General features: G+C 62.8%; 30 protein-coding genes. 13 read left to right on the forward strand and 17 right to left on the reverse strand.

Annotated elements, in window-relative coordinates; translation table 11 throughout:
• Nucleotides 1-48: 48 nt before the first annotated feature.
• Both IYY11_RS05830 and IYY11_RS05835 read left to right on the forward strand, forming a co-directional pair.
• The gene (locus IYY11_RS05830; RefSeq protein WP_312029690.1) at nt 49-597 is read left to right on the forward strand and encodes a nuclear transport factor 2 family protein; all 549 of its coding nucleotides are present in this window, start codon (nt 49-51) and stop codon (nt 595-597) included.
• Nucleotides 594-1,220 (forward strand): cupin domain-containing protein, encoded by a 627-nt coding sequence (locus IYY11_RS05835; RefSeq protein WP_196402667.1) that lies wholly within the window; start codon nt 594-596, stop codon nt 1,218-1,220. Before IYY11_RS05830 ends, IYY11_RS05835 begins: the two co-directional genes overlap by 4 nt.
• Nucleotides 1,221-1,802: 582 nt before the next feature.
• Here the strand turns inward: IYY11_RS05835 and IYY11_RS05840 are convergent.
• From IYY11_RS05840 to IYY11_RS05855, 4 genes are read right to left on the reverse strand one after another with little or no spacing between them, the layout of a single operon-like run.
• Nucleotides 1,803-2,771 carry a M23 family metallopeptidase gene (locus IYY11_RS05840; protein ID WP_196402666.1) on the reverse strand — a complete coding sequence of 323 codons (969 nt, stop codon included), beginning with the start codon at nt 2,769-2,771 and terminating at the stop codon, nt 1,803-1,805.
• Nucleotides 2,772-2,805: 34 nt separating this feature from the next.
• A complete protein-coding gene (locus IYY11_RS05845) occupies nt 2,806-3,588 on the reverse strand; it encodes a DUF6544 family protein (RefSeq protein WP_210331214.1) in 783 nt (260 codons plus the stop codon).
• 56 nt (nt 3,589-3,644) lie between these two features.
• The gene (locus tag IYY11_RS05850; protein ID WP_196402665.1) at nt 3,645-4,169 is read right to left on the reverse strand and encodes an ester cyclase; all 525 of its coding nucleotides are present in this window, start codon (nt 4,167-4,169) and stop codon (nt 3,645-3,647) included.
• Nucleotides 4,166-5,185, reverse strand: coding sequence for an Acg family FMN-binding oxidoreductase (locus IYY11_RS05855; protein WP_210331213.1), 1,020 nt, complete (start codon nt 5,183-5,185; stop codon nt 4,166-4,168). Before IYY11_RS05855 ends, IYY11_RS05850 begins: the two co-directional genes overlap by 4 nt.
• Nucleotides 5,186-5,579: 394 nt before the next feature.
• On the opposite strand from IYY11_RS05855, the gene IYY11_RS05860 reads away from it, so the two are divergent.
• The 9 genes from IYY11_RS05860 to IYY11_RS05895 all read left to right on the forward strand — a co-directional run bounded on the left by IYY11_RS05860 (nt 5,580) and on the right by IYY11_RS05895 (nt 10,462).
• Nucleotides 5,580-5,918 carry an ArsR/SmtB family transcription factor gene (locus IYY11_RS05860; RefSeq protein WP_196402664.1) on the forward strand — a complete coding sequence of 113 codons (339 nt, stop codon included), beginning with the start codon at nt 5,580-5,582 and terminating at the stop codon, nt 5,916-5,918.
• Nucleotides 5,915-6,379, forward strand: a complete 465-nt coding sequence (locus IYY11_RS05865; protein WP_196402663.1) for an SRPBCC domain-containing protein — start codon at nt 5,915-5,917, stop codon at nt 6,377-6,379. Before IYY11_RS05860 ends, IYY11_RS05865 begins: the two co-directional genes overlap by 4 nt.
• Nucleotides 6,380-6,418: 39 nt before the next feature.
• On the forward strand, nt 6,419-6,913 hold the full coding sequence (locus IYY11_RS05870; RefSeq protein WP_196402662.1) for an SRPBCC domain-containing protein: 495 nt from the start codon (nt 6,419-6,421) through the stop codon (nt 6,911-6,913).
• Entirely contained in the window at nt 6,870-7,442 is a 573-nt protein-coding gene (locus IYY11_RS05875) for an SRPBCC domain-containing protein (RefSeq protein WP_246719588.1), read from the forward strand. Before IYY11_RS05870 ends, IYY11_RS05875 begins: the two co-directional genes overlap by 44 nt.
• Before the next feature lie 41 nt (nt 7,443-7,483).
• Nucleotides 7,484-7,948 (forward strand): GyrI-like domain-containing protein, encoded by a 465-nt coding sequence (locus IYY11_RS05880; RefSeq protein ID WP_196402661.1) that lies wholly within the window; start codon nt 7,484-7,486, stop codon nt 7,946-7,948.
• 101 nt (nt 7,949-8,049) lie between these two features.
• A complete protein-coding gene (locus IYY11_RS23275) occupies nt 8,050-8,175 on the forward strand; it encodes a hypothetical protein (RefSeq protein WP_281431665.1) in 126 nt (41 codons plus the stop codon).
• A gap of 24 nt (nt 8,176-8,199) precedes the next feature.
• Nucleotides 8,200-8,652, forward strand: a complete 453-nt coding sequence (locus tag IYY11_RS05885; RefSeq protein ID WP_210331212.1) for a DNA alkylation repair protein — start codon at nt 8,200-8,202, stop codon at nt 8,650-8,652.
• On the forward strand, nt 8,588-9,889 hold the full coding sequence (locus tag IYY11_RS05890; protein ID WP_196402659.1) for an amidase: 1,302 nt from the start codon (nt 8,588-8,590) through the stop codon (nt 9,887-9,889). The genes IYY11_RS05885 and IYY11_RS05890 overlap by 65 nt, the downstream gene beginning before the upstream one ends.
• A 180-nt stretch (nt 9,890-10,069) precedes the next feature.
• Nucleotides 10,070-10,462: a GFA family protein gene (locus IYY11_RS05895; RefSeq protein ID WP_196402658.1), complete on the forward strand. Its 393-nt coding sequence runs from the start codon at nt 10,070-10,072 to the stop codon at nt 10,460-10,462.
• Between the two features lie 120 nt (nt 10,463-10,582).
• On the opposite strand, the gene IYY11_RS05900 is transcribed toward IYY11_RS05895, so the two are convergent.
• The 5 genes from IYY11_RS05900 to IYY11_RS05920 all read right to left on the reverse strand — a co-directional run bounded on the left by IYY11_RS05900 (nt 10,583) and on the right by IYY11_RS05920 (nt 13,833).
• Nucleotides 10,583-10,900: a DUF6958 family protein gene (locus IYY11_RS05900; protein ID WP_210331211.1), complete on the reverse strand. Its 318-nt coding sequence runs from the start codon at nt 10,898-10,900 to the stop codon at nt 10,583-10,585.
• A 715-nt stretch (nt 10,901-11,615) separates the two neighbouring features.
• Nucleotides 11,616-11,993 (reverse strand): nuclear transport factor 2 family protein, encoded by a 378-nt coding sequence (locus tag IYY11_RS05905; protein ID WP_196402657.1) that lies wholly within the window; start codon nt 11,991-11,993, stop codon nt 11,616-11,618.
• 59 nt (nt 11,994-12,052) lie between these two features.
• Nucleotides 12,053-12,526 (reverse strand): DUF1772 domain-containing protein, encoded by a 474-nt coding sequence (locus IYY11_RS05910; RefSeq protein ID WP_196402656.1) that lies wholly within the window; start codon nt 12,524-12,526, stop codon nt 12,053-12,055.
• A gap of 53 nt (nt 12,527-12,579) precedes the next feature.
• Nucleotides 12,580-12,957: a VOC family protein gene (locus IYY11_RS05915; protein WP_196402655.1), complete on the reverse strand. Its 378-nt coding sequence runs from the start codon at nt 12,955-12,957 to the stop codon at nt 12,580-12,582.
• Nucleotides 12,958-12,987: 30 nt separating this feature from the next.
• Nucleotides 12,988-13,833, reverse strand: coding sequence for an alpha/beta fold hydrolase (locus IYY11_RS05920; RefSeq protein WP_196402654.1), 846 nt, complete (start codon nt 13,831-13,833; stop codon nt 12,988-12,990).
• Between the two features lie 259 nt (nt 13,834-14,092).
• Here IYY11_RS05920 and IYY11_RS05925 point away from each other — a divergent pair, with 259 nt between their 5' ends.
• Nucleotides 14,093-14,752 carry a TetR/AcrR family transcriptional regulator gene (locus tag IYY11_RS05925; protein ID WP_246719587.1) on the forward strand — a complete coding sequence of 220 codons (660 nt, stop codon included), beginning with the start codon at nt 14,093-14,095 and terminating at the stop codon, nt 14,750-14,752.
• A 186-nt stretch (nt 14,753-14,938) separates the two neighbouring features.
• On the forward strand, nt 14,939-15,871 hold the full coding sequence (locus IYY11_RS05930; RefSeq protein ID WP_196402653.1) for a LysR family transcriptional regulator: 933 nt from the start codon (nt 14,939-14,941) through the stop codon (nt 15,869-15,871).
• Here IYY11_RS05930 and IYY11_RS05935 read toward each other — a convergent pair.
• Genes IYY11_RS05935 through trbE form a run of 8 tightly spaced genes read right to left on the reverse strand, consistent with a single transcriptional unit; the run spans nt 15,801 to nt 23,840 of the window.
• On the reverse strand, nt 15,801-16,061 hold the full coding sequence (locus tag IYY11_RS05935; protein ID WP_196402652.1) for a DUF2274 domain-containing protein: 261 nt from the start codon (nt 16,059-16,061) through the stop codon (nt 15,801-15,803). The two genes, IYY11_RS05930 and IYY11_RS05935, sit on opposite strands and share 71 nt — an antisense overlap.
• A 3-nt stretch (nt 16,062-16,064) precedes the next feature.
• Nucleotides 16,065-17,270: a TrbI/VirB10 family protein gene (locus IYY11_RS05940; protein ID WP_196402651.1), complete on the reverse strand. Its 1,206-nt coding sequence runs from the start codon at nt 17,268-17,270 to the stop codon at nt 16,065-16,067.
• On the reverse strand, nt 17,267-18,289 hold the full coding sequence (trbG, locus tag IYY11_RS05945) for a P-type conjugative transfer protein TrbG (protein WP_196402650.1): 1,023 nt from the start codon (nt 18,287-18,289) through the stop codon (nt 17,267-17,269). The genes IYY11_RS05940 and trbG overlap by 4 nt, the downstream gene beginning before the upstream one ends.
• Nucleotides 18,286-18,969 carry a conjugal transfer protein TrbF gene (trbF, locus tag IYY11_RS05950; protein WP_196402649.1) on the reverse strand — a complete coding sequence of 228 codons (684 nt, stop codon included), beginning with the start codon at nt 18,967-18,969 and terminating at the stop codon, nt 18,286-18,288. The genes trbG and trbF overlap by 4 nt, the downstream gene beginning before the upstream one ends.
• Nucleotides 18,969-20,321, reverse strand: a complete 1,353-nt coding sequence (trbL, locus tag IYY11_RS05955) for a P-type conjugative transfer protein TrbL (RefSeq protein WP_196402648.1) — start codon at nt 20,319-20,321, stop codon at nt 18,969-18,971. The genes trbF and trbL overlap by 1 nt, the downstream gene beginning before the upstream one ends.
• Nucleotides 20,322-20,324: 3 nt before the next feature.
• Nucleotides 20,325-20,621 carry a putative entry exclusion protein TrbK-alt gene (trbK-alt, locus tag IYY11_RS05960; protein ID WP_196402647.1) on the reverse strand — a complete coding sequence of 99 codons (297 nt, stop codon included), beginning with the start codon at nt 20,619-20,621 and terminating at the stop codon, nt 20,325-20,327.
• A gap of 22 nt (nt 20,622-20,643) precedes the next feature.
• Nucleotides 20,644-21,405, reverse strand: coding sequence for a P-type conjugative transfer protein TrbJ (gene trbJ, locus IYY11_RS05965; protein WP_196402646.1), 762 nt, complete (start codon nt 21,403-21,405; stop codon nt 20,644-20,646).
• Nucleotides 21,402-23,840, reverse strand: coding sequence for a conjugal transfer protein TrbE (gene trbE / locus IYY11_RS05970; RefSeq protein ID WP_196402645.1), 2,439 nt, complete (start codon nt 23,838-23,840; stop codon nt 21,402-21,404). The genes trbJ and trbE overlap by 4 nt, the downstream gene beginning before the upstream one ends.
• Between the last annotated feature and the right edge of the window lie 2 nt (nt 23,841-23,842).

A 23,842-nucleotide genomic window follows, 5' to 3' on the forward strand; every position in this document is an offset into this window, starting at 1 on the left:
CACGAAACGGCCGCGCAGCAATGGAAAATCAGGATCAGGAGTCACTCCGTGTCGCAATCAAGACGTTCAATTCTCGCCGCCGCAGGGTGCCTCGCTACGTTGGAAATCGCGGGCTCAGTGGGATTTCCAGCCCCCGCCCTCGCGGCGCCTGCAACTGCCGACGATGTCGCCGAACTGATCCGTCGGTCCGCCGCCGCGCACGCGGCGCTCATGCGCGGCGATCTCGGCGGATACCGCGCGCTGATTACCTACACGGACGACTTCACGTTGATGTCCCCGTTCGGAGGCGCGCCGACACTCGGTTCGGACATGACGAACGAGCGCATGGAGGCGATGGCTCGGTTCTTCAGGAACGGCACATTCGAGCAGGAGCTGGTGCAGGCCTACGGCTCGGCCGAAATCGTCGTCCTTGCCGTCATTGAACGGCAGAATGTCGAGGTCGGGGGACTTCCCGCGCAGGAATGGCCGCTGCGTGTCACTCTGGTCTATCGTCGCGAGGGCACTGAATGGCGGCTGGCCCATCGGCACGCCGACCCTCTCGTCGAAAGCATCAGCCTGGAACGGGCAGCTGCGCTTGCACAGGGAAAGACCGAATGACGGAGAGCGATCCGGCCAGGCGGCAAGTGGCGTCGGCAGAATTGGAGATGCGCATGATCGGCCGAGACACGGTCATCAAGAACACGTTCAACAACGAAACCTTCGTTTTTTCGGGCGCGCCGGACGAATCCGGCCATCTTGGTTTCGACGTCGTCCTAGGCGAAGGCGGAACCGGCGGAGGCAATGCGCTGATCCATGTGCATCCGTTGGCCGACGAGACTTTCGCGGTGTCCTCCGGGCGTTTGAAGGTCATCATGGCGGGAAAGGAGCATTTCGTCGGAGCCGGTGAGACCATCACCGTTCCACGCGGCACACCCCATTACTTCGCCAATGCGAGCGCAGAAGCGATGAAAGCCACCGTGTCCTTTTTTCCGCCTCAACAACATCTGCGCTTTTTCCGCAACTTCGCCATGCTGACCCAGCAAAGGCCCCAATGGTTCTCCGCCAAAGGAGATCCGAAGCTCCTGCTCATTGCATTGGTTCTCGATGTCTACCACGATCACCTTTATTTGGCGGGTCCACCCATTTGGCTTCAGAAGACAGCCTTCGCGATACTGGCGCGCGCGGCGCGCTGGCGCGGCTATGCGCTGCCGGTATCGCCCTGCACCTCCGATCCAAACTGATTGCGGCGCTTGCGACGGCAAGCCGTGTTTGGCTTACGTGGGAAATCGCAGGTTCGGCGGTATTTGGCGCCCCAGCGTAGACGAAACTGACAACTACGATTCCGCTGGAGCGCTATGATGTTCCAGCCTTTGGGGCGCGAATGCCGCCGCGAGCATCCGAGGCACGCCAGAGCTACTACGACTGATTGCAGATCGCCCCCGTGGTTAAGGCCGCGCTTGCTCGTCTGCTACGCGAAGAAAGGCAAATGCCGGTCGTAATCCTTGGCCGACCGTGGGGGCCTCGATCTAACAACCTCATGAAGTGTAGAGCGATCACCACCAGGAGCGCCGTGTTCAGAGTGACCAGGGCGTGCGCGAATTGCAGAAGATCATTGTTGCGCCCTCTTAGGATGAGTTCCTTTGGACCAAGCAGGCGAGGATTCAACAACCCTGGATGAACCGCAAAGGCGAAGATGAACACCAACGGGAAGATGACGAAGGCCAGACCTGTACCGATCCGCCTGCCAAAAGTCAGCACCTCGCTCCTATTCATTCGAGTCTCCGCATTGAACGAAGCCGCAGAGCGTCAACTTGACACCGCGTTCATCGGGTCGAGACCGCAATCCGGTCGTTGCGCACCGGAAAGCGACCATCGAAGCTGATGAACAGCGGCTCGCCCGAGAACATCGCCGCATTGTCCGCAAGCCTTTGGGCATGAATGTGCAAGTGCGGTTCGCCTGATTGCCCCGAGTTTCCAGCCAGGGCGACCTGCTCGCCGACCACGACCCGGTCGCCGGTTTCCACACGCAGGCTGCCGTTTTGGAAATGCGCGAGGAGAACGCCGACGCCGTCGCAGTCGAGGAAGACATAATTGCCTTCAAGCCGGGATCGGTCCTGTTCAGGCACGGGCATGTCCGGCATGCCGTCGCCGGCGGACAGCACGGCGCCTGCGCATGGCGCCAGCACCGGCTCACCGAAAATTTCATAGCGGGCCGGTTCGCGCGGGCGCCAACCTGGCGCTCGTAGCCCAAAGCCGCCGAGCTTCACCAGATCGACGCCGTAGGATTGGCCGCGATAGGCGCGCTGGCGCTCAGTCGCCGGATTGAGCGTCAGGAAGTGGGCGTTCACGATGTCGCGCGATCCGCCGTTCGCCACCAGATAGACGCCCGGACCCAACGGAAAGGCGAGATCAATCGCGGCGCCACCGTGCGCCCAACGGCCCGAGAGCGCAGTGACGCTCACGACGCCGCTCAACATGCCAAGCAGACCGAACAAAACCAAAGACGCCCATGCCGATGCCCGGCTGGGAAAACCGCGCGACGAGGAAATCCGTCGGCTGATGATATGAACAAGAACGGTCGAGAACCAGATGGCGAGATATGCAACCGGCGTCCACCAGGGCAGCGCGAGCCAGGGCGGCGCAAAGCACAAGGCGATCAACGCAAGGCCTGTGCTTGCGAATTGAAGCCAGTGTCCGAGCGTGCTCCTGATTGGAGCGAATCCGAACCATACGAGCAGCGCAAGCGGCAGGACGATCTGGAGTCCGATGATGCCAAGGTCTGCGGCGCTCATGGCGCATCCTCCGCCGCCGGGAAGCGGATCGCCGTCACATTCGCCTTGAAGAAGGGAAAATACGCGTCCGTGCCGAGATGATTGCCGCCCTCGACCCGTGTCGCAGGCGGTAGCCGCCGAACGTCCTGAACTCTGACATATCGCCGCCAAAAGGCTGCTCGCGAAAGACCTTGTCGGGGTTTTCGTTGCTCCAGCGCTGGATAAGACTGCGGATCGGCCGGCCGTCTTCGGCGACGGTGATATCGACTGCCTGCGTGAATTCTCCGAAGCGCACAATGGCGCGCGCGCTCGTCGCATCGAGAGGCGCCCATGTGACATTCTCCCCTGGCAGCAAGCTGGCAGGCGCCCAGAGCGCCGCTTCAGCAATGACTCTGCCAAAGGCCGAGCGGCGATGGTCGTCATTGCGACTCACGCGAACAACCGGGACCAGCCCAAACAGCCAGAACCTCGTCCACGAACTGTCCGGTGTCGCGCCATCAGACCCGCTGATAGATCCTGCTTTCGCGCGCCAGACCATGCCATGGGGAGGGGCGAGGATCTGGCGGGCCGACATCGGCCGATAGTCCGGCCTCTCTTTCGTGCCGAACTCGATTTCGCCGGTCATCTCGATCTCGACCGCGCGGCGGAGCGGCGCCCCAGGTTCGATCATGTAAAGAAAATAGCGCTGCGCCGGTTCCGGGAGCCCTTCGATCATGGCCGGATCGAAGGCTGCAGCAGCAGGACCGGCTACCTTCATCAGGCGCTTCCTGGCGAGATCATCGGCCCTCCGGTCCAGCCACCGCCAACTGGCAAGGCCAAGAAGGCCGAGCAGGAGCAAGAAAAGTGTCGCGAACAACCAGTTCATTGAGCAAGCCCATTTCTGTCCAGGCGATATCAGTTGCGTTTTGCGCGCTCCCAGAACGCCGAAACGTGCTGCATCCAGAGACCGAGCTGTGCGCCAAAGGTGCCCGCCTCCGGAACGGCGCCGATCTGACGGGCGAGGTCCAGCATGTTGAGAACGACTGTGTGCCGAGATAGCAGGCCGTCGCGAAGGGTTGAAAATTCCGCTGTTTCGAAACAGAGCCGCCCCCGCGTCGGCGCGAAGCCGGGCGGCGTGAGCGGACCCATCATCGTTCCCGATATCCGCAGCCGAACAGCAAAGCCATCGCCCTTGGCGGAGAGATAGGGACCGTCCATCAACTCAACCTGCACATCGGGAAGCGCCGGAAACATGATCTCCTCGTGGAATCGGCGCACCGCTTCCCGGCCGCACAATGGTTGCGGCGCTGCGGGATCGTCCCAGATCACGTTCTCGGCGCAGAGTTCGGCAATGGCGTACGGATCGTGCGCATTGACCGCACTGTGTAGGCGGCGGAGGAAGTCATCGGCGAACGCCGTATCGACCGGAAGATCGGTCATTTGCTTTGCACGTCTGTAATGGGCCGCCTAAGGCTGTAGGGAGCAAGCGGCCCGCGGCCGTAGCGAACCATCAGATGCGCGACCTCGTTGCGCTTGAGGCCGAGCGCCGCATGCAATTGGGGCCGCAAGCGCCGGACTTCGATCGGCTGGTTAATGAAAGCATTGCGGATGCCGCGCTCGGTGGCCGCCAGCGCGAAGCGCTCATACGACCGACCGGTCTCGATCGAGGTTTGCACGTTATCGCGCTCGCCGATGAACACGGCGATGCCGGCGGAGGATCTGAGATTCTCGGTGTCCCTCGCCATCTGGGATTTCGGAGTAAGTACAAATCCCATCAGCGGCTTTGCCAGCCAGGCCGGCAGTTGCGGCTGTCCGCTCGGCCGTCCGCCGAGGCCGTCACCTGTGCCGATCGCGGCGGCGTCGTTAAAGCGGATCCAGTGAATGAGTTCGCGCCGGAAGGCTGGATCGGAAAGTTGTGTGCGATTGCCCTCGTTCACACAGTCGAGAATTGTCTCCTTGAGCTTCGCGTCGTCGATGAGCAGCACACGGACGCCAATGCCCATGCCCGCAGACTCTATCGCGCTGCTGTCGGACGGAGCGAGCGCGCTGCCGTCATAAGGGGATTTGGTGCACTGGCGTTCGGCGATGGCTTTGAGGGCACTCGCTCCCGCCTGGATTGCGGTTTTGGTCAGGCCAACGACGACACGTCCATCGGATTCAATTCTAATGTCAGGCGCCAGTCCGTAAGCGGGCGCCGCTGCCGCGAGATTCTCGGCCGCGCATCCAAGGCTCTTGAACAGATGGCTGTCGTCGGGGTCCACGACGGGACAGCGCCGCGAAAAGTCGGGGGAGATTGTGATCGCGTCGGCGTCGATGCGAAAGCTCCAGGGCTGCGTATTGTGGCTCGAGGCGGCGAGCGTCGCCGCATGCACGAGCGCCTGCATCGGATTGCCGTCTCCCGGCCTCGGCAGCGTACGCAGGCGGGAAGCGGCGGCGGCATAGGATCGATCAGTCATACCCAGGAGAGCCTTTTCGGATCATGGACTTGATTGCGTGGTCCCTCGGCGACGGCTTCGGCCCGGCGGCGAGGCGTAGCGCCTCCGCCCGCTCCCGGTCACGTTTGCGCATCTTCGAGGGCTTCGGCGTAGCAGGGAGTAGCGAAATCGAGAACTCGTGGTTTGCATCTTCGCCGACACCAGGGGCCAATTTCAACTGTCGTAGTGCCCGCGATCACGCCCGCGCGGATGGTGGCAGAGGAAGAGCCTGGCTACGGCGACGGCGGTCCGAACCGGGTGCTGTGGGATAATTCCGCCGGCGAGGCGTGCAGCGCAATTGCCGGCGTCCGCGAAAGGGGCTTGACACTGGCCTTCTCGTTATATAATAAAGAAGTTATATAACGAAAGTCGCGGCATGCAGAATCTCGACGCCACCTTCTCGGCGCTGGCCGATCCGACCCGCAGGGCGATCCTTGCCCGTCTCGCCTTGGGCGAGACGACGGTGATGGAGCTGGCCGAACCGTTCGACATGACTCAGCCGGCTATCTCGCGCCATCTAAAGGTGTTGGAGGGGGCCGGGCTGATCATCCGCCGGATCGAGGGCACCAAACGCCCGTGCCGACTGGCGCCCTCGGCGATTGATGAGATCGATCAATGGCTGGGCACGCTGCGCCAAGCCTTGGCGAAGAACTACGACCGGCTCGACGCCGTCCTGGCCGGAATGAAACCCAAGAAACGAAAGGCAAGACGATGAGCAAGTTGATGCTGAAGACCGAAGGCGACCGGCATGTCGTCGTTGTCCGGCGCTTCGCGGCTTCGCCCGAGGCGGTCTATCGCGCCCATACCGAGCCGAAGCTGATCCGGCGTTGGATGCTCGGACCCGAAGGCTGGAGCATGCCTGCTTGCATCTGCGAGGCGCGTTCCGGCGGTAAAATCCGCTACGAATGGGCAGACGGCAAAGGCGGCGGCTTCTACCTCACGGGTGAGTTCATCGCGCTGGAGCCGTTCAGCCGCATCGTTCACGTCGAGCGGATGCATCTGCCGGACGTCACGCCCGACAACCACATCGAAACGCGCTTCGAAGCCGACGGCGCCGGCACGCTGATGACCATGCGCATGACGCTTCCCGACGCCGCGACGCGCGACGCGATGCTCGCCACCGGCATGGAGCACGGCATGGAAGCGAGTTACGCGCGCCTCGAGGCCATGGCTTGATTCCTCAATTCGTATCCTCACCGCACGAAGGTAACAACAATGCTCGCTGCATCCCCCGTACATCACGGCACCGTTGTCGTCGAACAGGCGATTAATGTGCCTGTCGGACGCGCCTACGCCGCATTCGCTGACGCAAAGGAGCGAACCAGTTGGGCGGCCCCCACTGATAGGGCTGTGTTTAACTACGAGGAGGCAGATTTTCGTGTCGGCGGCCGAGATGTCGCTCGATGCGGAGCAAAGGACGACCCTCGATTCTGCGTTGAATCGCGGTACCTCAATATCGTGCCTGAGCGGTGTGTAGTCACGGTTGAGACGATCAATGAGGACGCGAAGCCCCTCGCGGTGAACATCACGACCACTGAATTCGTACCCGATGGCCACGCCACGAAGGTGAAAGTAACTGCTCAGGTCATCTCGTTTGTCGGCGACGACATGATTAAAAACACAGAGGCTGGACACGCTGGTTCGCTGGCCAATATGGCCCGCTATCTTGAGCAAGCACAGCGAGATGATGAAGATGTTCGGGCAAGATGATGAGGATGCGATTGAGGCCCTTGCTGCTGGCTGGAATGAAACCCAAGAAGCGAAAATCGAAACGATGAGCAAGGTTACAGTGAAGGCCGAAGGCGACCGGCACGTCGTCGTTGTGAGGCGCTTCGCGGCTTCCCCCGAGGCCGTCTATCGCGCCCATACCGAGCCGAAGCTCATCCAAAGATGGTTGGTCGGGTCCGATGACTGGAGCATGCCCGTTTGCATCTGCGAGGCGCGTTCAGGCGGCAAAATCCGCTACGAATGGACAGACGGCAAAGGCGGCGGCTTCTATCAAACGGGCCAGTTCATCGCGCTTGAGCCATTCAGCCGCATTGTGCATGTGGAACGCATGTATTGGCCTGACCCGACGCCGGAATACCAGGTCGAGACGCGCTTTGAAGCCGCCGGCGCCGGCACGCTGATGACCATGCGGATGGCGTTTCCCGATGCGGCGGCGCGCACCGCGATGCTCGCGACCGGTATGGAGCACGGGATGGAAGCGGGCTACGTGCGGCTCGATGTCATGATTTGACGCCCCAATTCACGTCCACATGTCACGAAGGAGTGATAACAATGCTCGCCGCACCACTGATCATCCAGACCACGGCTCAGATGGCGGCCGTCATTCGTCTCACTGTTCCACGCAACGAGATGATGAAAGTGTTCGGCCCCGCCGTCGGCGAGTTGATGGCGGCACTCGCCGCACAAGGCGTGGAGCCGGTCGGCGCGGTGTTCGCGCATCATCTGAAGATGAGCCCGGACACGTTCGATTTCGAACTGGGCGTGAAAGTCTCGGCGCCGGTGAAAGCGGCTGGGCGCATGAAGCCGGGCGAGCTTCCTGCCGCAAAAGTGGCGCGCACGATTTACAGCGGTCCCTACGAAGGTCTCCCGTCGGCCTGGGGCGAATTCGACGCATGGCTGAAGGCAAACGGGCACGAGAAGGCGGAGAGCCTTTGGGAACTCTATTCCGTCGGACCGCAATCGACCCCCGACCCGGCGAACTGGCGCACGGAGTTGAACCGGCCGCTCAAGGTATGACTCGCGCCGCAAGTTCGATGATCGCGCGCCTGGAAAATGTCGGTGCTCGGACCGTGCTCGCGTCACTCGAACGCGTCAGAAGTAAAAGTGTTCGTGACGCAATGTCAGCGCGATACGGCATCCAAACGAAAACGGCGCTTGGCGTCGCCATGCGCGATATGCTGGCGATCGCCAAGGACATTGGCGTAAACCATCGCTTGGCGTTGGCGCTGTGGGAGACCGGCTGATACGAGGCGCGAATGGTGGCATCAATGATCGATGATCCGGCGCTTGTCACTTCCGCTCAGATGGAGCGTTGGTGCAACGACTTCGACAATTGGGGGATCTGCGACACCGTTTGTTTTAAGCTGTTTGACCACACGCCGCACACTTGGGCAAAGATTTGGAAATGGGCCGCCAGCGACAGCGAGTTCGTCAAGCGCGCGGGCTTTGCACTCCTTTGGGCTCTGAGCTTGCATGACAAGTCTGCGGCAGACGAGCCATTTGTCCGGGCATTGTCACTGGTAGAACGCGAAGCGAGCGATGATCGACGCCTGGTTAAGCAAGCCGCGAGCATGGCCTTGAAGGCCATCGGCAAACGAAACCCTTCGCTCAATCAGGCCGCGCTTGCGGTGGCGAGAGATTTGGCGCGTTCGCCGGATGTCCCATCAAGCTGGGTCGGAAAGGACGCGGCCAAGTGGCTCGTCCGCAATCAAGCTACATGACAAACTTCCATCACGGAGTGCAGCGACCAATATGACGAACACCCCCTCGACACTGGCGGAACTCAACGCCGCCTATACTCACGGCGCGCTCAATCCTGTTGATCTGACGAACGCCTCGCTGCACCGCGCTGAGGCCGAGAATGATCAAAGTCGCGCCTTCATCACGATCATGCGCGACAGCGCGCTTGAAAGCGCCGAGGCGTCTGCTAGGCGATACGCGGCCGGCACTCCTCTCTCCGTGGTCGATGGCGTTCCAATCGCCGTAAAGGATTTCTTTGACACCGCCGACACGGCGACAACTGCTGGCTTCCGCCATTTCGTACAGCGAGTTCCAAAATCTGATGCGGCCATCGTGCGCAGGGTGAAAGACATTGGAGCGACCATCCTCGGCAAATCGAACATGGACGCTTTCGGACGCGGCACGACGGGGCTTGCCAGCGATTTTGGAGTGGTCCGCAACCCGCGTTGGCCGGAGCATGTGCCGGGCGGTTCGTCAGCTGGCTCCGCGGCGGCGATTTCGGCAGGCCTGGTCTTTGCCAGTATCGATACGGACGCAGCTGGATCGGCCCGGCTTCCCGCCGCTTGCTGTGGTATCACCGGTTTTAAGCCAACCTACGGTCTTCTCTCCGGGGAAGGAATTCTCGCAGACCAGCCCGCGGATGAGACAATCTTGACTTCCGCACACGTAGCGCTTCAAGCCCGTTCGGTCGCCGATATCGCACAGCTGCTATCGGCGTTGACAAGCCAGGCATTGTCAATGCGGGTGACGGCGATGAAGGTCGCGCGCGTATCGACAGCCCACTGGCACAAGTCGATGCAGCCCGCGATGGACGCGGCGATCTCGCAACTAGAATTATTGGCGGTGTGCGCAGGCAGCGTCGCGACGCCCTTGGAGCTGGCGGTCTTCGACATTGCAAACGTGACGCGTCACCGGGACAATTCCAATGAACTCCTGTTCCAAGATTGCGATATTTTGGCCTTGCCAACATTGGCGGAGCCTGTACCCACCGTCAGTGACGCCGAAAGCAACAAGGAGATGGGCGTACGCGCCGAGAATGTATTTTTCGCGAACTACTTTGGGCTTCCGGCCGTGACGATACCTGTCGGATTTGCCGCAGACGGATTGCCGGTATCCCTCCAACTCGTAGGACGGGCCGGCCAAGACATGGAGGTTCTCGCCCTGGCAGCGGCGCTTGAGTTGCGCCTCTCCGGCGAAACCAGAGAATCCTGCGGTTAGCGAAACAACGGCCCGCCCGGCGCGACCAGCCGGCAGTTCCCGCCTGTTGGCAGGCATTCCGGACTCGGCGCGCAACGAAGCATTTTTCGCCGGTTGCGGACGTTCTCACCTCAGCACAAACTAGTCGGACCCAAAGGCCAACCGAAGGTAGCCACCGCTTGATTTTCGAGGTGTCGAAGCATGGAACGATTCACCGGCGGTTGCCTGTGCGGCGACGTTAGACTTGTGGCATCGGGCCCCCCATACCGGGTTGGTCTTTGTCACTGCCTCGACTGCCGCAAACATCATGGGGCCCTGTTTCACACTTCCGCAGTGTTCCCTCGGGATGCTGTCACGATCAATGGAGAAGCACGCGACTACGCTGGACGGTTTTTCTGTCCGCGCTGCGGCTCGTCCGTTTTCGCGCGCACCGCAGACGAAATCGAAGTGAACCTGGGATCCCTGGATGCCCCTGACCTACTGATGCCAACCTATGAGCTCTGGACCATCCGTCGCGAGTCATGGCTGCCGCCGTTTCCGCTCGCGAGACGATACGACCGCGATCGTGACGCCACAGGTTGCTTTGAGGAGTAGGCCGCACGAACGGTGCGAAGGCGCGTGCCGGCTTCGAGCCACCAGTGAATAAGCACCACGCCATTTCGACGATCCGCTGAGAAACGATATCCACGAAGCACGCGACACCAGCAGCCTATGTCATCGCTTGTGCCAGCGGAGTGGTTTGGTCGCCTCTCGTGCAATGACGCCCTTCGCCTCCAAGTCGAGTTGAACCGCCTTCTTCCACCAGCCGGCCTTGGCGCCTTGCGGAAACAATTCATCGGGGAGATGTGGAAGCAAGGCCTCTCCAATTTCCGCAGCTGTCATGCCCGGTGTTTTTTTTGGAAGAACCTTGAGAAAGGCCTGCTTCATGGCACCGTACTTATCAGCATCGACACGAACGATGCGCCCAGGAGACAGAACATTTTCGATTTCGACCTTTTGAGGTTTCGCCACAGCCACTTCAGATAGTCCCATTTTAGAGTTGGCATCGTTGCGTCACCTCGCGGTGAGCGCTCATTCGCCGCTGAACGCCCGGTGCAGGGTTTCGGGGGCTGGTGTTGACACCACGATCCAGGCTCATCGATGAATCAGCATTGCAATCCGGGCAGCAAGGAGCTTCGCCATAAACCTGAGGGGGAACGCCGGGTAACTGGGCACGTCGCTCGGAACGTCGTTGTTCTCGGGCTTAGACTTTGTTTGGATGCGCATCTGCAAGGGCAGGACATCTCCCTGAAACCGTGCTCGGTACACTGAAAGCCAATGCCCCTTTTCGAAGTTGAGGAACATGGCTGAATTGCAGCAGGTGGCGACGAGGCGGTTCGTGGCCGAATTCTCTGTGATCTTGTAACTCTGCAATAGCTGGGCTCCTCTTGAGCAACGAACGCGATCCTTCCGGTAGAGAACGTATGCGGTCCCGCCATCGGGATCGCGAGCGGATCCTGCGTTCGGCAACGCTTCAATTTGCCGAGAGCCTTCCTGGCAATTGTCGCAGTAGCAGACGACGCTTGTGATGGGAGCGCCAATCGCTTCGAGCTCAACGCTTCCGCACGAGCACGAAGCAGTCGCAGAGGTCTTTTGAGGGCCGGACATTAGTTACTCCTGTTCAGTGATGCCCAACGTTCAAGCTCAGCTGACCGCGCAAGCGTGCAAAGCACGCTGTAGCGGGTCGGCTAGAGCGCAGGGTTGGGCATCAAGAGGCAACCGGCGTCAAATGAGTCAGCGTGCATATCCATCTGTCACCTGTCTTTACGTAGACATCCGTTATCCATTCGTCTGCACTGATCGGCGCGCCCTTGAATATGCCCGTGTTGCGACCGCGCCCAGTAACGACTGCGACGTTTCCATAGACACGGACGCGTAAAATGTCTTTGGTCATGCTGTCGTGGCTCAGAATGCCTTGCCCGACTGCGTGCAGGAAACCGTCTCTGGATACCGGACCCACCTCTGGTGTCACCAACGTCCAGTCCTCGGAAATACAGGATGAGATCGCAGCAACATCATTCGAGATTACCGCTCGATTAAATGCCTCTTCTACCGCCGAGAGTTCCTTGAATAGGGTTTCGTCCATCGTGTCGCTCCTCATCATTAACCAATGCCAAACGTATATTAGGCGTCATTCTCGCTAGGCTACAGCACAGCCATGCTTGCCGCGCTGCAAGCTGCCGAGGCAACCGAGGCGAAGGTGCGCACATGGTTCCAGCGCACCCATTCGTGCAAGTATTTCGGCCAGTAGGCTGCCGCCTCAGGCGACCCGCTGGTCAAGCGAGCGAGCCGCTCATTGCGAGGCACGTTGAAGAACAGGGTGACGCCCAGCGATCCGACCAAATACAAGAGAGCCGCAGCGAGCAGCAGAACGGAAGGCGTACCGTTCCAGGGTGTGATGGACGAGACGGCACATCCAATTGAGAGCAAGCTTGTTCCGAGAAAGGCAGCCATGAACAGCGGGTTGATCACAACGACGTTGATGCGCTGCATAGCAGCAACACCCGCTGGAACCGACAGCTCAGACAACGCCTTCATCACGAAGGTCGAGAAGGCGAAGAACACTCCGCCGACGATGCCAGCACCAACGGAGGCTAGGAGCACGAGTGCTAAGAGCATATGGGAGTGCCGGTCGCTTTGAGCTCGACGTTTCCGCTTGAGCCATCGGACATTTACATGAAATTCCCGCTTGTACTGACCAGCATGCGATTGCCCTCGCTGTCCCGAAACTCCGCGATTGTACGTCCCGGCTCGTAGGGAGCCTCTTGTAGTTCGGTGATGATCTCCACACCCTTCGATTTCAGGGTTTTGACAATCGCTTCGACGTTGTCGTCCACCAACACCAGGACGGGCTCTTCGGACGGCGCATCGTCTTTGCGCCTGAGGAAATGCAACGTGGTTTCAGCGCCTGCAAATTTAAGTTCGATCCATCGCCACCCGTCCTTGCCCATGGGCTCGTCGGCGGCGATCTGGCAGTCGAAATGGTCGGTATAGAACTTTTTGGCGCGGTCCTGATCGAATACGGGCAGCTCGGCGAACTGGATATGCATGGTGGTTCTCTTACTCGTCGTGACAGATGGTCATTCGCCGCTGAACACCCGGTCCAGGGTCTCGGCGAAGGTGTCGGCGTGCGGGCCAAAGCCCATATGGTCGCCGGGGAAGCGGGCCGGCTCGGTTCCAAGTTTCTCGGCCAGCGCCATTCCCATGCCTTCGATGGGTTGCCCGGCGGACTGTTCGCCGATGGCCACCACGACACGCGGTTTGCCCGCGCGCAGCGCATCGACGTCGGGACGGTAGAGGGAGAGCGGCATGACGCCATAGGCGAGCCAGTACTCAAAATTTCCGCTGACCCGGGCAAACGTCTCCGTCGCTTCTGGGGAGATGGCGAACTCCGGTGGCGCCTCGCCCCGGTCCGCTTCGTCCGCCAGGCCGTTGTCGGCAAAGAACTGCGCCATTGCGGCATCGACGCCGTCGCGACGATAGGTGTCGTAAAGACCCTGCGAGCCGGCTACCGCTTCTGACGGGTCGGGTAACAACATCATGCTCGGGGGTTCGTGCGCCACCAGTGCGCGCACCAGCTCTGGATGGCGGGCCGCGAGGTTAAGCCCGATCTGCGCGCCACCGCTGGTTCCAAACACATAGGCCGGCCCGCAGCCAAGCGCTCCGATCAGCGCCGCGGCGTCGTCGGCTTGCACATCGAGTTGCAATTCCTCGGGCTCGCCGTCGAAGGTGCTGCGGGAGTTGCCGCGCGGGTCGTAGGCCACAACCGTGTAGCGGTCGGCGAGATATCGCGAAAGGTCGGCGAATACGCCGGCATCCTGCGGGCCGCCGGGGATGATCAGCAGGATGGGGCCGGTTCCCCGCATTTCAAAATAGATCCTAGCGCCCGGCACTTTCTGCGTGGACGATCTGGTGGTGTGCGTCATAGCAATGTCTCCTGCTGATTGAGGCGAGGAGCAGGATTCGCCCGCAGCCTCAGTGGTTTGGGCCAAGCCGGGGGCGACTGAGAGGAGTGCCCCCGCTGTGGCCGTGACCAGCAAAAACCTGCGCTTCAACATGTCAGTTCTCCTGCTCGGTTCTGAGCGATCCGGATAACAGGCACCGGCAGCCTTGCATAGAACTAGACTGTCTAGTACCACTAGTCAACACAACTAGGTTCTCGGTGGCGGGAGGGGTAGAGGTTCCATGACCAAGGCGGCTTCAGCAGACCTAATGGCAGGGGTTGAAGGCTCGCACCGTTCCGCGCGGAAGCGTCGAGCAATCCTTGACGCTGCCACGGAAGTTTTTCTCACAGGCGGGTATCTCGGCGCCAGCATGGACGAAATCGCCGCTCGTTCGGCGGTGTCGAAGCAAACCGTCTACAAGCATTTCGCGAGCAAGGAGGCGCTGTTCGTCGAGATCGTGACCAGCATGACCGACGAAGCCAGTGGCAAGGTCCTCAACGAAATGCCGGACATAGGCGAGGGGAAGGATCTCGCCGAGTATCTGCTGAACTATGCGTATCGTCAGCTCACGGTGGTGCTGACGCCACGAATTATGCAGCTGCGCCGCCTGGTCATTGGTGAGGTCAGCCGCTTCCCGGAATTGGCGAGGGTTCTCTACGAACGCGGACCTGCCCGCGCGCTGGAAGCACTCGCGGCGTTGTTCATACGTCTGGCCGATCGTGGACTGCTCGTGATCGATGATCCATTGGTCGCGGCGTCCCAGTTCAACTGGCTGATCATGTCCGCCCCTTTGAACCAAGCCATGCTTTTGGGAGACGAGGCGATTCCAAAGCAGGCAGAGCTTCGCCGACATGCTGCAGATGGCGTGCGCGTATTCCTCGCAGCATACGGCAGGCAATGACCTGCCCGCGGATGACGTTTTCCCGTTGCGCCAGATGCAACATCAGGGTGGGAAGGCAAGGATGCGGTCAAGTGGATCGAGCGCAAGCAGATTACATGACCCGTCGCTACGGCACCCGATCGGCCCGCGGATGCAACTGGTCCAACAGGTTGCGGGAGGCCGTGCCATCAGAGGGCTGCAGCGAAAATGCCGATTGACCTCAAGCATCTGCGATATGTCGAAGCTGCTGAACGGTGCGGGAGTTTTCGCAGAGCAGCGGATTCGCTCGCCCTGAAAAAGTCCAATCTCAGCCGACGAGTAAGACACCTTGAAGACCAACTCGGCGTCACGTTGTTCGAAAGGACGCATGCGGGCGTCAGGCCGACTGCGGCAGGCCGGGATTTTGTCAACAGCGTTCGCCGGGTACTTAATGAACTGCAGATCGTCGTCGACGGGGCGAAGGCCGTCGCCCGCGGCGAGGCCGGGTATTTGACCATCGGCTTCTACACCTCGCTATCGGCCGGCAATCTCAGGGCGAGCCTCGTCGAGTATGGCCGTCGATTTCCTCAGGTCGAGATCAGCACGGTCGAAGGGTCGCGCTCGCGTTTGTTCGACGGAATTCAGAACGGCACCGTCGACATCGCCGTGGTCACGGGGGAGCGGGCTTCAGATTGCAATCGTTCGATGGCCTTGTGGAGTGAGCGCATCATCGTTGCCTTGCCCGAGAATCATCCGCTGGCCGCGAACGAGATCATCTACTGGACGGACCTGAAGCGCGAACGCTTCCTGCTCAGCGAGCGCGATCCAGGTCCGGAGATCCAAGACATCCTCGTGGCCAAGCTCTCCTCGCCCGGCGACCTGCCCGATGTCGTCCGGCACGATGTGAGCCCGGAAAATATCAAGAGCCTGGTTGGCGCAGGTCGCGGCGTTAGCATCATGTGCGAGGCAAGCATGGGCGCCAGCCATGCCGGCGTCGTCTACCGCGAGGCGCGCGACGGCAATGGCTCGACCCGGATTGGGTATCGGGCCTATTGGCGAGACGGCAACGAAAATGCGGCGCTCCGGAACTTCATTCGCCTCTTGGAGGAGCGCTGCCCGCCGGTTGCGAACGGGAACGGGGCCCGTGGCGCATCTTCGTGAAGCCCCGGTCCGTCGCCATGAAGCGCGCGATCATCGGTGCGACCAGCTTGGCGGGCTCGACAGCTTGCCCATTTTCGCGGCCAAGGATTTCCGCATAAGCGAGGAGATCGCGGTGAAGGGCCCCGGGAAGCTCCACCGAAATCTTGACCGGCTTGTCGTCTTCAAGCGGTCCGAGCTTTAGCTTGCCCATCGATCAGCCTCCGTAAGGTTCGAGCACCAAATCCCGGGTGACGATGACTCGAACCGGAAAGCCCGGCCGGATCGTGAGCGTCGGCGCGATGTTGAGCTGGCGGCGCACGATCTGCTGGCCGGCATCGTTGATGGTGTCCTGCCCGCCGTTGCGGATCGCCTGGATCAGGCGGTCGTCGTCGTTGGTGGCGAGTTCGGCCCCGACGCTCAGCAAAGTGGACAGTCCCGCCGCCTTCGCCAGCTCCCACCAGTGATAGTCGACGCCATCCTGAAGACCGGCATAACCCTCCGCATCGGCGCCGGGCTGACGCTCGAGCACGATCGAGCGCCCGTTCGGAAAGATCAGCCGGTTCCAAACGAGCAGCACACGGCTCTGACCAAACTGGACGCTGTTGTTGTACTGACCGACAACGCGGGTGCCCTGGGGCACAAGGAGGATGCGGCCCGTCGGGCTGTCGTAGATGTTCTCCGTCACCTGTGCGGTGATCTGGCCAGGGAGATCCGAGTGGATGCCGGTGATGAGCGCCGCCGCGATCACGGCGCCCGCCTGAAGGACGTAAGGCGACGCCGGCGCGGCGACGCGATCCGGTGCGATCGTGCGCCGATCGGCGGCCGCGTTGAGGAAGGCAAGCTGGCGATCCTGCGCCGATGGCGTGGCGGGCGGCGGCGCAAGGCCGAGGCCGGTGAGATCCGGCGGCGGCGGCGGCGCAATCGTCTTAGCACCGGGGGCCGTCGAAGCCATCGGCCGGTTCTCGGCGCCGCTGAAAAGCCTGCTGACGCGAGCGGTTTCGATCTCCTGCAGGCGCCGCTGCTCCTCCGTGCTCAGGCCGGGATTGGGCTGGTTCGGCAGCGGCTGGCCACGATTTTGCGCGCCCAGAATGGGTCGCCCGAGGTCGCCCGGGAGCGGCGGACCGAGCTGGGGAACACCGCTGTAGTCGCGTGGCAATCCGGCAAGGCCGTCGGCGGTCGATCGATTGTCTGTCGAATAAAGTTCTTCGGCGGACCTGCCTCCGTCGCGTGTTTGAAGCGCATAAATGAGCGCCCCGCCGATGCCGACGCTTGCGACGAGAGCAATGCCGGTGAGCACTTTGCGCGACAGCCGCGTAACGCGCGGCGCTTCGGCACGCAGCCGCATCGGCGTGGCCGCGTCGCCAGCCGAGCCTGTCAGCGGCGCGTCATCTTCCTCTTTCCGGGAATCGGGCTCGCTCACGACGCCGGCCTCCCATCGGTGCGGACGATCCGGACGCGCTTCTGGCGGTCGCCGGCGCCAAAGCGCAGCTCGGCGGCGGCGAACAGCCTGTCGACGATCATGTAGTTGGCGCGGACGCGGTAGTTCACGAGTTCGGAGGTGTTGCCCTCCGGACCGACGACGAACAGCGGCGGCATTTCGCCCTGACCGATGCCGCGGGGAAACTCGATGAAGACTTGGCGGCCATCATCGTAGGCGCGTAGCGGTCGCCACGGCGCGCGGTCGCCTTCGACGGCATAACGGAAATTGATGTTGGCGAGGTCGACGCCGGTGGCGACGGGACTGCTGGCCTCAGCCTGCGCGTTCTGGCGCCGCAGCGCGATGAGTTGATCCTGCGGATACAGCCAGGACACCGAAGCCATATAGGTGCGCTCGGTGGAGCGCAGCTCCATGTGGTACGTGCGCAGATTGGTGTTGATGATGAGATTCGTCATCAGATCGACGCGGGTCGGCTTCACCAGGATGTGGATTTGGCTAGTCGCGCCCGAACCGCTCAATGTGTCGCCGATGATCCAGCGCACAGTGTCGCCGGCGGCGACCGGACCGGAGCCGACCAGTTGCTCGCCCGGTTGAAGCGCGATGTCGGTGATCTGGCCGACGGCTGTGTAGACCTGATAGAGCGCGCCGCCTGTATAGGGATAAACCTGCATGGCATTGATGAAGCCGTCGCGGACCGGCTGAACGCGCGCAGCGGTATTGGCCTGGTTGACGCGCGCCGTGGGGTCGGTCGGCTCCGGTGTTCGGCGCGCCGGTTCAACTGGCTGCAATTGTCCGGGCAGCGGGAGCGGCCTCGGAATTTCGACCACGCGCACGGGAGCGGGCGGATCGGCGCTCAGCGCCGCCGGCACGGCGTTGTCATAGGAGATCTCCGGCGGCCTGCTGGCCGTGGCGCAGCCGGCGAGCGCCGACGTGCAAAGCAAAATCGCAAGTGCGGAAGTGCGAAAAGCCGGGTTTCCGGCTTTACGGAAAGACGGCTTCATTGCCCAAGCTCCCGTGACCAGTTGATGGCGTTGACGTAGATTCCGAGCGGGTTGGCGCGCAGCCGGTCGGCGTTGCGCGGCACCTGCACGACGATGGTGAGGATGGCGGTCCAGCGGGTCGTCTCGGCGAGCTGGCCGTTCTCGTAACGGCGTTCGACCCAGGCGACGCGGAAGCTGTCGGGCGAAGCCCGGATGACACTGGAGACGTCGACGGCGATCTGCTGACGGCCGACCTTGGCGAAGGGGTCGTTCGACCGCGCATAGTCGTTGAGCGCCAGCGCGCCGCGGTCGGTCGTGAAATCGTAGGCGCGTAGCCAGTTCTGCCGAACGATGATGGCGTCGGACGGAATCGAGCGAACTTGCTCGATGAAACGCGCGAGATGAAAGGCGATCTGGGGATCGGTCGGACGATAGTCCGCGACCGCCGGTGCGACCGCCTGGGCCTGGCCGAGCCTGTCGATCTGCACAACCCAAGGCACGATCGTTCCGCGGGCCGATTGCCAGACCAGCGCGGCCGCGAAGCTGGCGGACAGGACTAGCGAGCCGAACGCCATGAAGCGCCAGTTCTTCGCCTGGACGCGCGCGGCGCCGATGCGCTCGTCCCAGACCTGAGCCGCGCGCTGGTATGGCGTCTCGGGTTCTGGCGCTTTGCCGTAGTGAGTAGAAGGTCGTTTGAACATCAGCGATCGCCTTGAGAGAGGTTGATGGAGGAGCCGCCGCCATGGCTGTCGCCGCCGCGAACGGCGTGGGCGGCGGCCGTCACACCGTGGCTCAAGGCCTGAGAGCGCTTCATGCGCTGGGCCCAGGCCGGCGGGCCGTCGGCGGACGTTGACGGCGCAGCCTCGGCTGCGCTTCCGCCGATCGTGCCCATGGTCGACGTGCCGCCCGTGGCGGCGAACGCGGATTTGGCGCCACCGGAGAAGGTCGATTTCATGCCGTCTGCTGCGCGGCCGACCGCGCGCCGTAGCGGTGAGGTGGCGGCCGCGCCAGCGGCGCGAGCAACGCCGCCGAGTCCCGAACCGACAGCGGACGCGCCCGACTGACCGGCGGCGCCGAGGCTGTAGGCAGTCGAAGCGCCTCCGGCCATCGCCGCGCCACCGCGTGCGGCCGCAGCGGTTCCGGAAAGAGCGGCGGCGCCGCCGCGCAGGGCCATTCCACCCGCCGCGCCCGCCGCGACCAGCGCCCCGCCCGCCGCGAGTCCGGTTCCGACCGCCGCGCCTGCGCCGAGCTGCGGACCGCCGGAGACGAGGCCGTTGGCGATGCCGGGACCAAAGATTCCAAGTCCGAGCAGCGACAGCGCGGCGAGCACGATCGCCATGGCTTGGTCGATCGTCGGCGTCTGGCCAGCGAAACCGGCGGTGAACTGGGAAAACAAGGTCGAGCCGATGCCGATGACAACGGCGAGGACCAGCACCTTGATGCCGCTTGAGATGACGTTGCCGAGGACGCGTTCGGCCATGAACGCGGATTTGCCGAACAGGCCGAACGGGATCAGCACGAAACCGGCGAGAGTGGTCAGCTTGAACTCGATCAGGGTGACGAAGAGCTGGATGGCGAGAATAAAAAATGCGAGCAGCACCAACGCCCAGGCGAACAGCAGGCAGGCGATCTGGATGAAGTTCTCGAAGAAGGCGATCCAGCCCATCAGGTTGGAGATGGAATCGAGCAGCGGGCGGGCGGCATCGAGGCCGGTCTGCGCGACGCGGCCTGGGCGCATGAGATCTTCGACGGTGAATCCCGTGCCCGACGCCTTCAGGCCGAGCCCCGCGAAGCTCTCGAAGACGATGCGTGCAAGGTTGTTCCAGTTGCCGATGATGTAGGCAAAGACGCCGACGAAGAGTGTCTTCTTGACCAGGCGCGCCATGATGTCGTCGTCGGCGCCCCAGGACCAGAACAGCGCGGCCAGCGTCACATCGATGACGATCAGCGTGGTGGCGATGAACGCCACCTCGCCGCCGAGCAGGCCGAAGCCGCTGTCGATGTAGCGGGTGAAGACCTCTAGGAATTGGTCGATGACTCCGGTGCCGCCCATGGATCACCGCCCGTCGTCGTGCTGCGGCGCCGTCCGCGCTGGCGCGGGCGTAACGCCGAGGAATCGGTCGCGTGTTTCGGCCCAAGTGCGCAGGCATTCGGCATCGCGCGCGGCGGCCTCGCCAAGCAGTTGGCACCGCCGCTGCGCGTCGCGCAGCGGATCGGCCGGCATGTCTTCGCTTGGCCGTGACGCCTGCGCGGGCGGCTCTTCCTCTTTCCGGGTCATCTCGATCGCCGTCGCAGTGACGGCGACGGCGACGAAGACGACGGCGCCGAGGCGGGCCAAGAGCTTGCCGTCCATGACGCGATCCTCTTGAGGGGCCTTAGTTGCCATTCGGGAACATGCGAGCGTTGCCGGGCTGATAGCCGGCGCCCGGCGCCAGGAAGCGGCGGCGCTGCTCGCGACCCTGCTCGGCAGCCGCCGCGCGCTCCGCTTCGGTCAGTGCTTGAGCCCGTCCGTTCGCAGCGACGACGGCTGTGAGATCGGCGAGCTGCTGGGCTTGGAGCGCGAGGAGCTGATTGCCGGCCTGCGCCGCCTGCAAGGCGCCGGTCGCGCCCTGGCTTTGGCCGATGAGTGCTGACATTTCGGCGCGGTTGGTGTCGATGTTGCCGACAACGCCGGCCTGCACCCGCATGGCGTCCTGCAGGCCGCCGACCGTGTTCTGCCAGCGCTCGCGCGCCTGCGCCGCAAGCTGCTGGTCCGACGCGGTCATCGACGCCTTGCCGTAGGTGGAGGTGAAGGCCTGGTCGATCTGCTGGACGTCGTAGGCGAGGCGCTGCGCCTGGCTGAGGAGTTGCTGAGTCTGCTGCACGGACTGCTGCAACCGTTGAAGCGACGAGTAAGGCAGGCTCGCAAGATTGCGCGCCTGGTTGATCAGCATCGTCGCTTCGTTCTGAAGCGATGTGATCTGATTATTGATCTGCTCCAGCGCCCGAGCGGCGGAGAGAACATTCTGCACGTAGTTCGTCGGGTCGTAGACGACCCATTGCGCGGACGCCGGCTGAACCATCACTGGCGACATCGCCAGGGGGACGGAAAGAATCGACGCGGAAAGAAGCGCCGCGCGTGAGCGACGGAAGATCATGGCTGTGTCTCAAGGTTGTTAAGGTTGGGGATGAGGTCGGCGGCCCAGGCGACGCCGCGCAGACGCAGCCAGGCCGGCAGGAATCCTTCGCGGCCGTGCTCCGCCACGATGCGCTCGATCGCGGTCTGATCGGTCTTCGAGGAAGCGGCGCAGAGCGCCAGCGCCACGTCGGACAGACCGAGTTCGAAGAGCCGGTTGCCCCGCCGGGATTGGCAGTAGTAGTCGCGCTTCGGCATCGCGCGGGCGAGGATTTCGATCTGGCGATCGTTGAGTCCGAAGCGGCGGTAGATCGCGGTGATCTGCGGCTCGATCGCGCGCTCGTTCGGCAACAGCAGGCGGGTCTGGCAGCTCTCGACGATGGTGGGCGCGATCGCCGAGCTGTCGATGTCGGAAAGCGACTGAGTGGCGAAGATGACGGAGGCGTTCTTCTTGCACAGTGTCTTCAGCCACTCGCGGAGCTGACCAGCGAAGTCCTCATCGTCGAGCGCCAGCCAGCCCTCGTCGACGATGAGCAGCGTGGGGCTGCCATCGAGGCGGTCTTCGATGCGGTGGAAGAGATAGGCGAGCACCGCCGGCGCGGCGTCCGTGCCGATCAGGCCCTCGGTCTCGAACGCCTGCACAAAGGCTTCGCCAAGATGCTCGCTCTCGGCATCGAGCAGCCGGCCATAGGCGCCGCCGACGCAATAGGGCCGAAGCGCCTGCTTGAGGTCGTTCGATTGAAGGAGGACGGCGAGTCCGGTGAGCGTGCGTTCGCCGACTGGCGCGCTGGCCAGCGAGGTCAGCGCCGTCCAGATGTATTCCTTCACCTCGGGCGCGATCGTCACGCCCTCGCGCTGCAGGATCGCGACGATCCAATCCGCCGCCCACGCGCGCTCCGGCGCGTGGTGGATCCCGGCGAGCGGTTGCAGTGAGACGCTGTCGGCCGCGCCCTCGGTCAGCCCGCCGCCGAGATCGTGCCAATCGCCGCCCATAGCGAGCGCGGCAGCGCGAATCGAGCCGCCGAAATCGAAGGCGAACACCTGAGAGCCCGGATAGCGGCGAAACTGGAGCGCCATCAGCGCCAGCAGCACGGACTTCCCCGCGCCGGTCGGTCCGACGACGAGCGTGTGACCGACGTCGCCGACATGAAGGGAAAACCGGAACGGGGTCGAGCCTTCGGTCCTGCCATATAGCAAGGGGGGCTGCCCGAAATGCTCATCCCGTTCCGGCCCCGCCCACACCGCCGACAGCGGAATCATGTGGGCGAGATTGAGCGTCGAGATCGGAGGTTGCCGGACGTTGGCGTAGACATGGCCCGGCAGCGAGCCAAGCCAGGCGTCGACGGCGTTGATTGTCTCCGCCATCGCGGTGAAGTCGCGGCCCTGAACGATCTTCTCCACCAAACGCAGCTTTTCGGCTGCGATGCGTGGATCGGCGTCCCAGACGGCGACCGTCGCGGTGACATAGGCCTGACCGGCATAGTCGGCGCCGAGTTCCTGGAGCGCGAGGTCGGCGTCCGCCGCCTTGTTCGCCGCATCGGTGTCGACGAGCACCGACGCCTCGTTGGTCATCACCTCCTTCAGGATCGCCATGATGCTCTTGCGCTTGGCGAACCACTGCCGCCGGATCTTGGTGAGCAGTTTGGTGGCGTCGGTCTTGTCGAGAAGGACGGCGCGCGTCGACCAGCGATACGGAAAGGCGAGCCGGTTGAGATCGTCGAGCAGCCCGGGCGTGGTCGCGGTCGGAAAACCGACGATGGTCAGGATGCGGAGATGCGTGTCGCCGAGACGCGGCTCCAGTCCGCCGGTGAGCGGCTGATCGGCCAGCAGCGCATCGAGATACATCGGCGTCTCGGGCACGCGCACGCGATGGCGTTTGGTCGAGACGGTTGAATGCAGATAGGTCAGTGTCTCGCCGTCATCGAGCCATGCGCATTCCGGCATGAAGTTCTCGATGAGCTGAAGCACGCGGTCGGTGCGGTCAGCGAAGCCGCGCAACACCTCATGAGGGTCGAGACCGTTATCGGCCTTGCCTTCATAGAGCCAGCCTTCGGCGCGGGCGGCGTCCTCGGCCGGCGGCAGGTAGACGAAGGTCAGGAAGTAGCTGGACTCGAAGTGCGAGGCGTCTTCCTCGAAATCGGCCTTGCGCTCGGCATCGACCAGGGCGGACGCGGCCTCGGGAAAGCGGCTCGCCGGATAGGCGCCGGCGCCATGGCGTTGCGCCTCCACGAAAATGGCCCATCCCGAGCCAAGGCGGCGGAAGGCGTTGTTGAGGCGGCCGGCGACGGCGACGAGTTCGGCCGGCACCGCGGAATCCAGGTCTGGACCGCGAAAGCGGGCGGTGCGCTGGAAACTGCCGTCCTTGTTGAGGATGATGCCCTCGCCCGCGAGCGCGGCCCAGGGCAGGAAATCCGCGAGGCGGGTTGAGGTCCGGCGATATTCGGCAAGGTTCATCATTG

It is taken from the genome of Methylocystis sp. H62 (assembly GCF_015709515.1).
Classification (GTDB): domain Bacteria; phylum Pseudomonadota; class Alphaproteobacteria; order Rhizobiales; family Beijerinckiaceae; genus Methylocystis.

What these genes read in the sequence shown, in the direction of transcription:
- IYY11_RS05835 (WP_196402667.1), top strand. Translation starts at nt 594, where the DNA reads ATGACGGAGAGCGATCCGGCCAGGCGGCAAGTGGCGTCGGCAGAATTG.
- IYY11_RS05840 (WP_196402666.1), bottom strand. Translation starts at nt 2,771, where the DNA reads ATGAGCGCCGCAGACCTTGGCATCATCGGACTCCAGATCGTCCTGCCG.
- IYY11_RS05850 (WP_196402665.1), bottom strand. Translation starts at nt 4,169, where the DNA reads ATGACCGATCTTCCGGTCGATACGGCGTTCGCCGATGACTTCCTCCGC.
- IYY11_RS05855 (WP_210331213.1), bottom strand. Translation starts at nt 5,185, where the DNA reads ATGACTGATCGATCCTATGCCGCCGCCGCTTCCCGCCTGCGTACGCTG.
- IYY11_RS05860 (WP_196402664.1), top strand. Translation starts at nt 5,580, where the DNA reads ATGCAGAATCTCGACGCCACCTTCTCGGCGCTGGCCGATCCGACCCGC.
- IYY11_RS05865 (WP_196402663.1), top strand. Translation starts at nt 5,915, where the DNA reads ATGAGCAAGTTGATGCTGAAGACCGAAGGCGACCGGCATGTCGTCGTT.
- IYY11_RS05870 (WP_196402662.1), top strand. Translation starts at nt 6,419, where the DNA reads ATGCTCGCTGCATCCCCCGTACATCACGGCACCGTTGTCGTCGAACAG.
- IYY11_RS05880 (WP_196402661.1), top strand. Translation starts at nt 7,484, where the DNA reads ATGCTCGCCGCACCACTGATCATCCAGACCACGGCTCAGATGGCGGCC.
- IYY11_RS23275 (WP_281431665.1), top strand. Translation starts at nt 8,050, where the DNA reads ATGTCAGCGCGATACGGCATCCAAACGAAAACGGCGCTTGGCGTCGCC.
- IYY11_RS05885 (WP_210331212.1), top strand. Translation starts at nt 8,200, where the DNA reads ATGATCGATGATCCGGCGCTTGTCACTTCCGCTCAGATGGAGCGTTGG.
- IYY11_RS05890 (WP_196402659.1), top strand. Translation starts at nt 8,588, where the DNA reads ATGTCCCATCAAGCTGGGTCGGAAAGGACGCGGCCAAGTGGCTCGTCC.
- IYY11_RS05895 (WP_196402658.1), top strand. Translation starts at nt 10,070, where the DNA reads ATGGAACGATTCACCGGCGGTTGCCTGTGCGGCGACGTTAGACTTGTG.
- IYY11_RS05900 (WP_210331211.1), bottom strand. Translation starts at nt 10,900, where the DNA reads ATGGGACTATCTGAAGTGGCTGTGGCGAAACCTCAAAAGGTCGAAATC.
- IYY11_RS05905 (WP_196402657.1), bottom strand. Translation starts at nt 11,993, where the DNA reads ATGGACGAAACCCTATTCAAGGAACTCTCGGCGGTAGAAGAGGCATTT.
- IYY11_RS05910 (WP_196402656.1), bottom strand. Translation starts at nt 12,526, where the DNA reads ATGCTCTTAGCACTCGTGCTCCTAGCCTCCGTTGGTGCTGGCATCGTC.
- IYY11_RS05915 (WP_196402655.1), bottom strand. Translation starts at nt 12,957, where the DNA reads ATGCATATCCAGTTCGCCGAGCTGCCCGTATTCGATCAGGACCGCGCC.
- IYY11_RS05920 (WP_196402654.1), bottom strand. Translation starts at nt 13,833, where the DNA reads ATGACGCACACCACCAGATCGTCCACGCAGAAAGTGCCGGGCGCTAGG.
- IYY11_RS05925 (WP_246719587.1), top strand. Translation starts at nt 14,093, where the DNA reads ATGACCAAGGCGGCTTCAGCAGACCTAATGGCAGGGGTTGAAGGCTCG.
- IYY11_RS05930 (WP_196402653.1), top strand. Translation starts at nt 14,939, where the DNA reads ATGCCGATTGACCTCAAGCATCTGCGATATGTCGAAGCTGCTGAACGG.
- IYY11_RS05935 (WP_196402652.1), bottom strand. Translation starts at nt 16,061, where the DNA reads ATGGGCAAGCTAAAGCTCGGACCGCTTGAAGACGACAAGCCGGTCAAG.
- trbG (WP_196402650.1), bottom strand. Translation starts at nt 18,289, where the DNA reads ATGAAGCCGTCTTTCCGTAAAGCCGGAAACCCGGCTTTTCGCACTTCC.
- trbF (WP_196402649.1), bottom strand. Translation starts at nt 18,969, where the DNA reads ATGTTCAAACGACCTTCTACTCACTACGGCAAAGCGCCAGAACCCGAG.
- trbL (WP_196402648.1), bottom strand. Translation starts at nt 20,321, where the DNA reads ATGGGCGGCACCGGAGTCATCGACCAATTCCTAGAGGTCTTCACCCGC.
- trbK-alt (WP_196402647.1), bottom strand. Translation starts at nt 20,621, where the DNA reads ATGGACGGCAAGCTCTTGGCCCGCCTCGGCGCCGTCGTCTTCGTCGCC.
- trbJ (WP_196402646.1), bottom strand. Translation starts at nt 21,405, where the DNA reads ATGATCTTCCGTCGCTCACGCGCGGCGCTTCTTTCCGCGTCGATTCTT.
- trbE (WP_196402645.1), bottom strand. Translation starts at nt 23,840, where the DNA reads ATGATGAACCTTGCCGAATATCGCCGGACCTCAACCCGCCTCGCGGAT.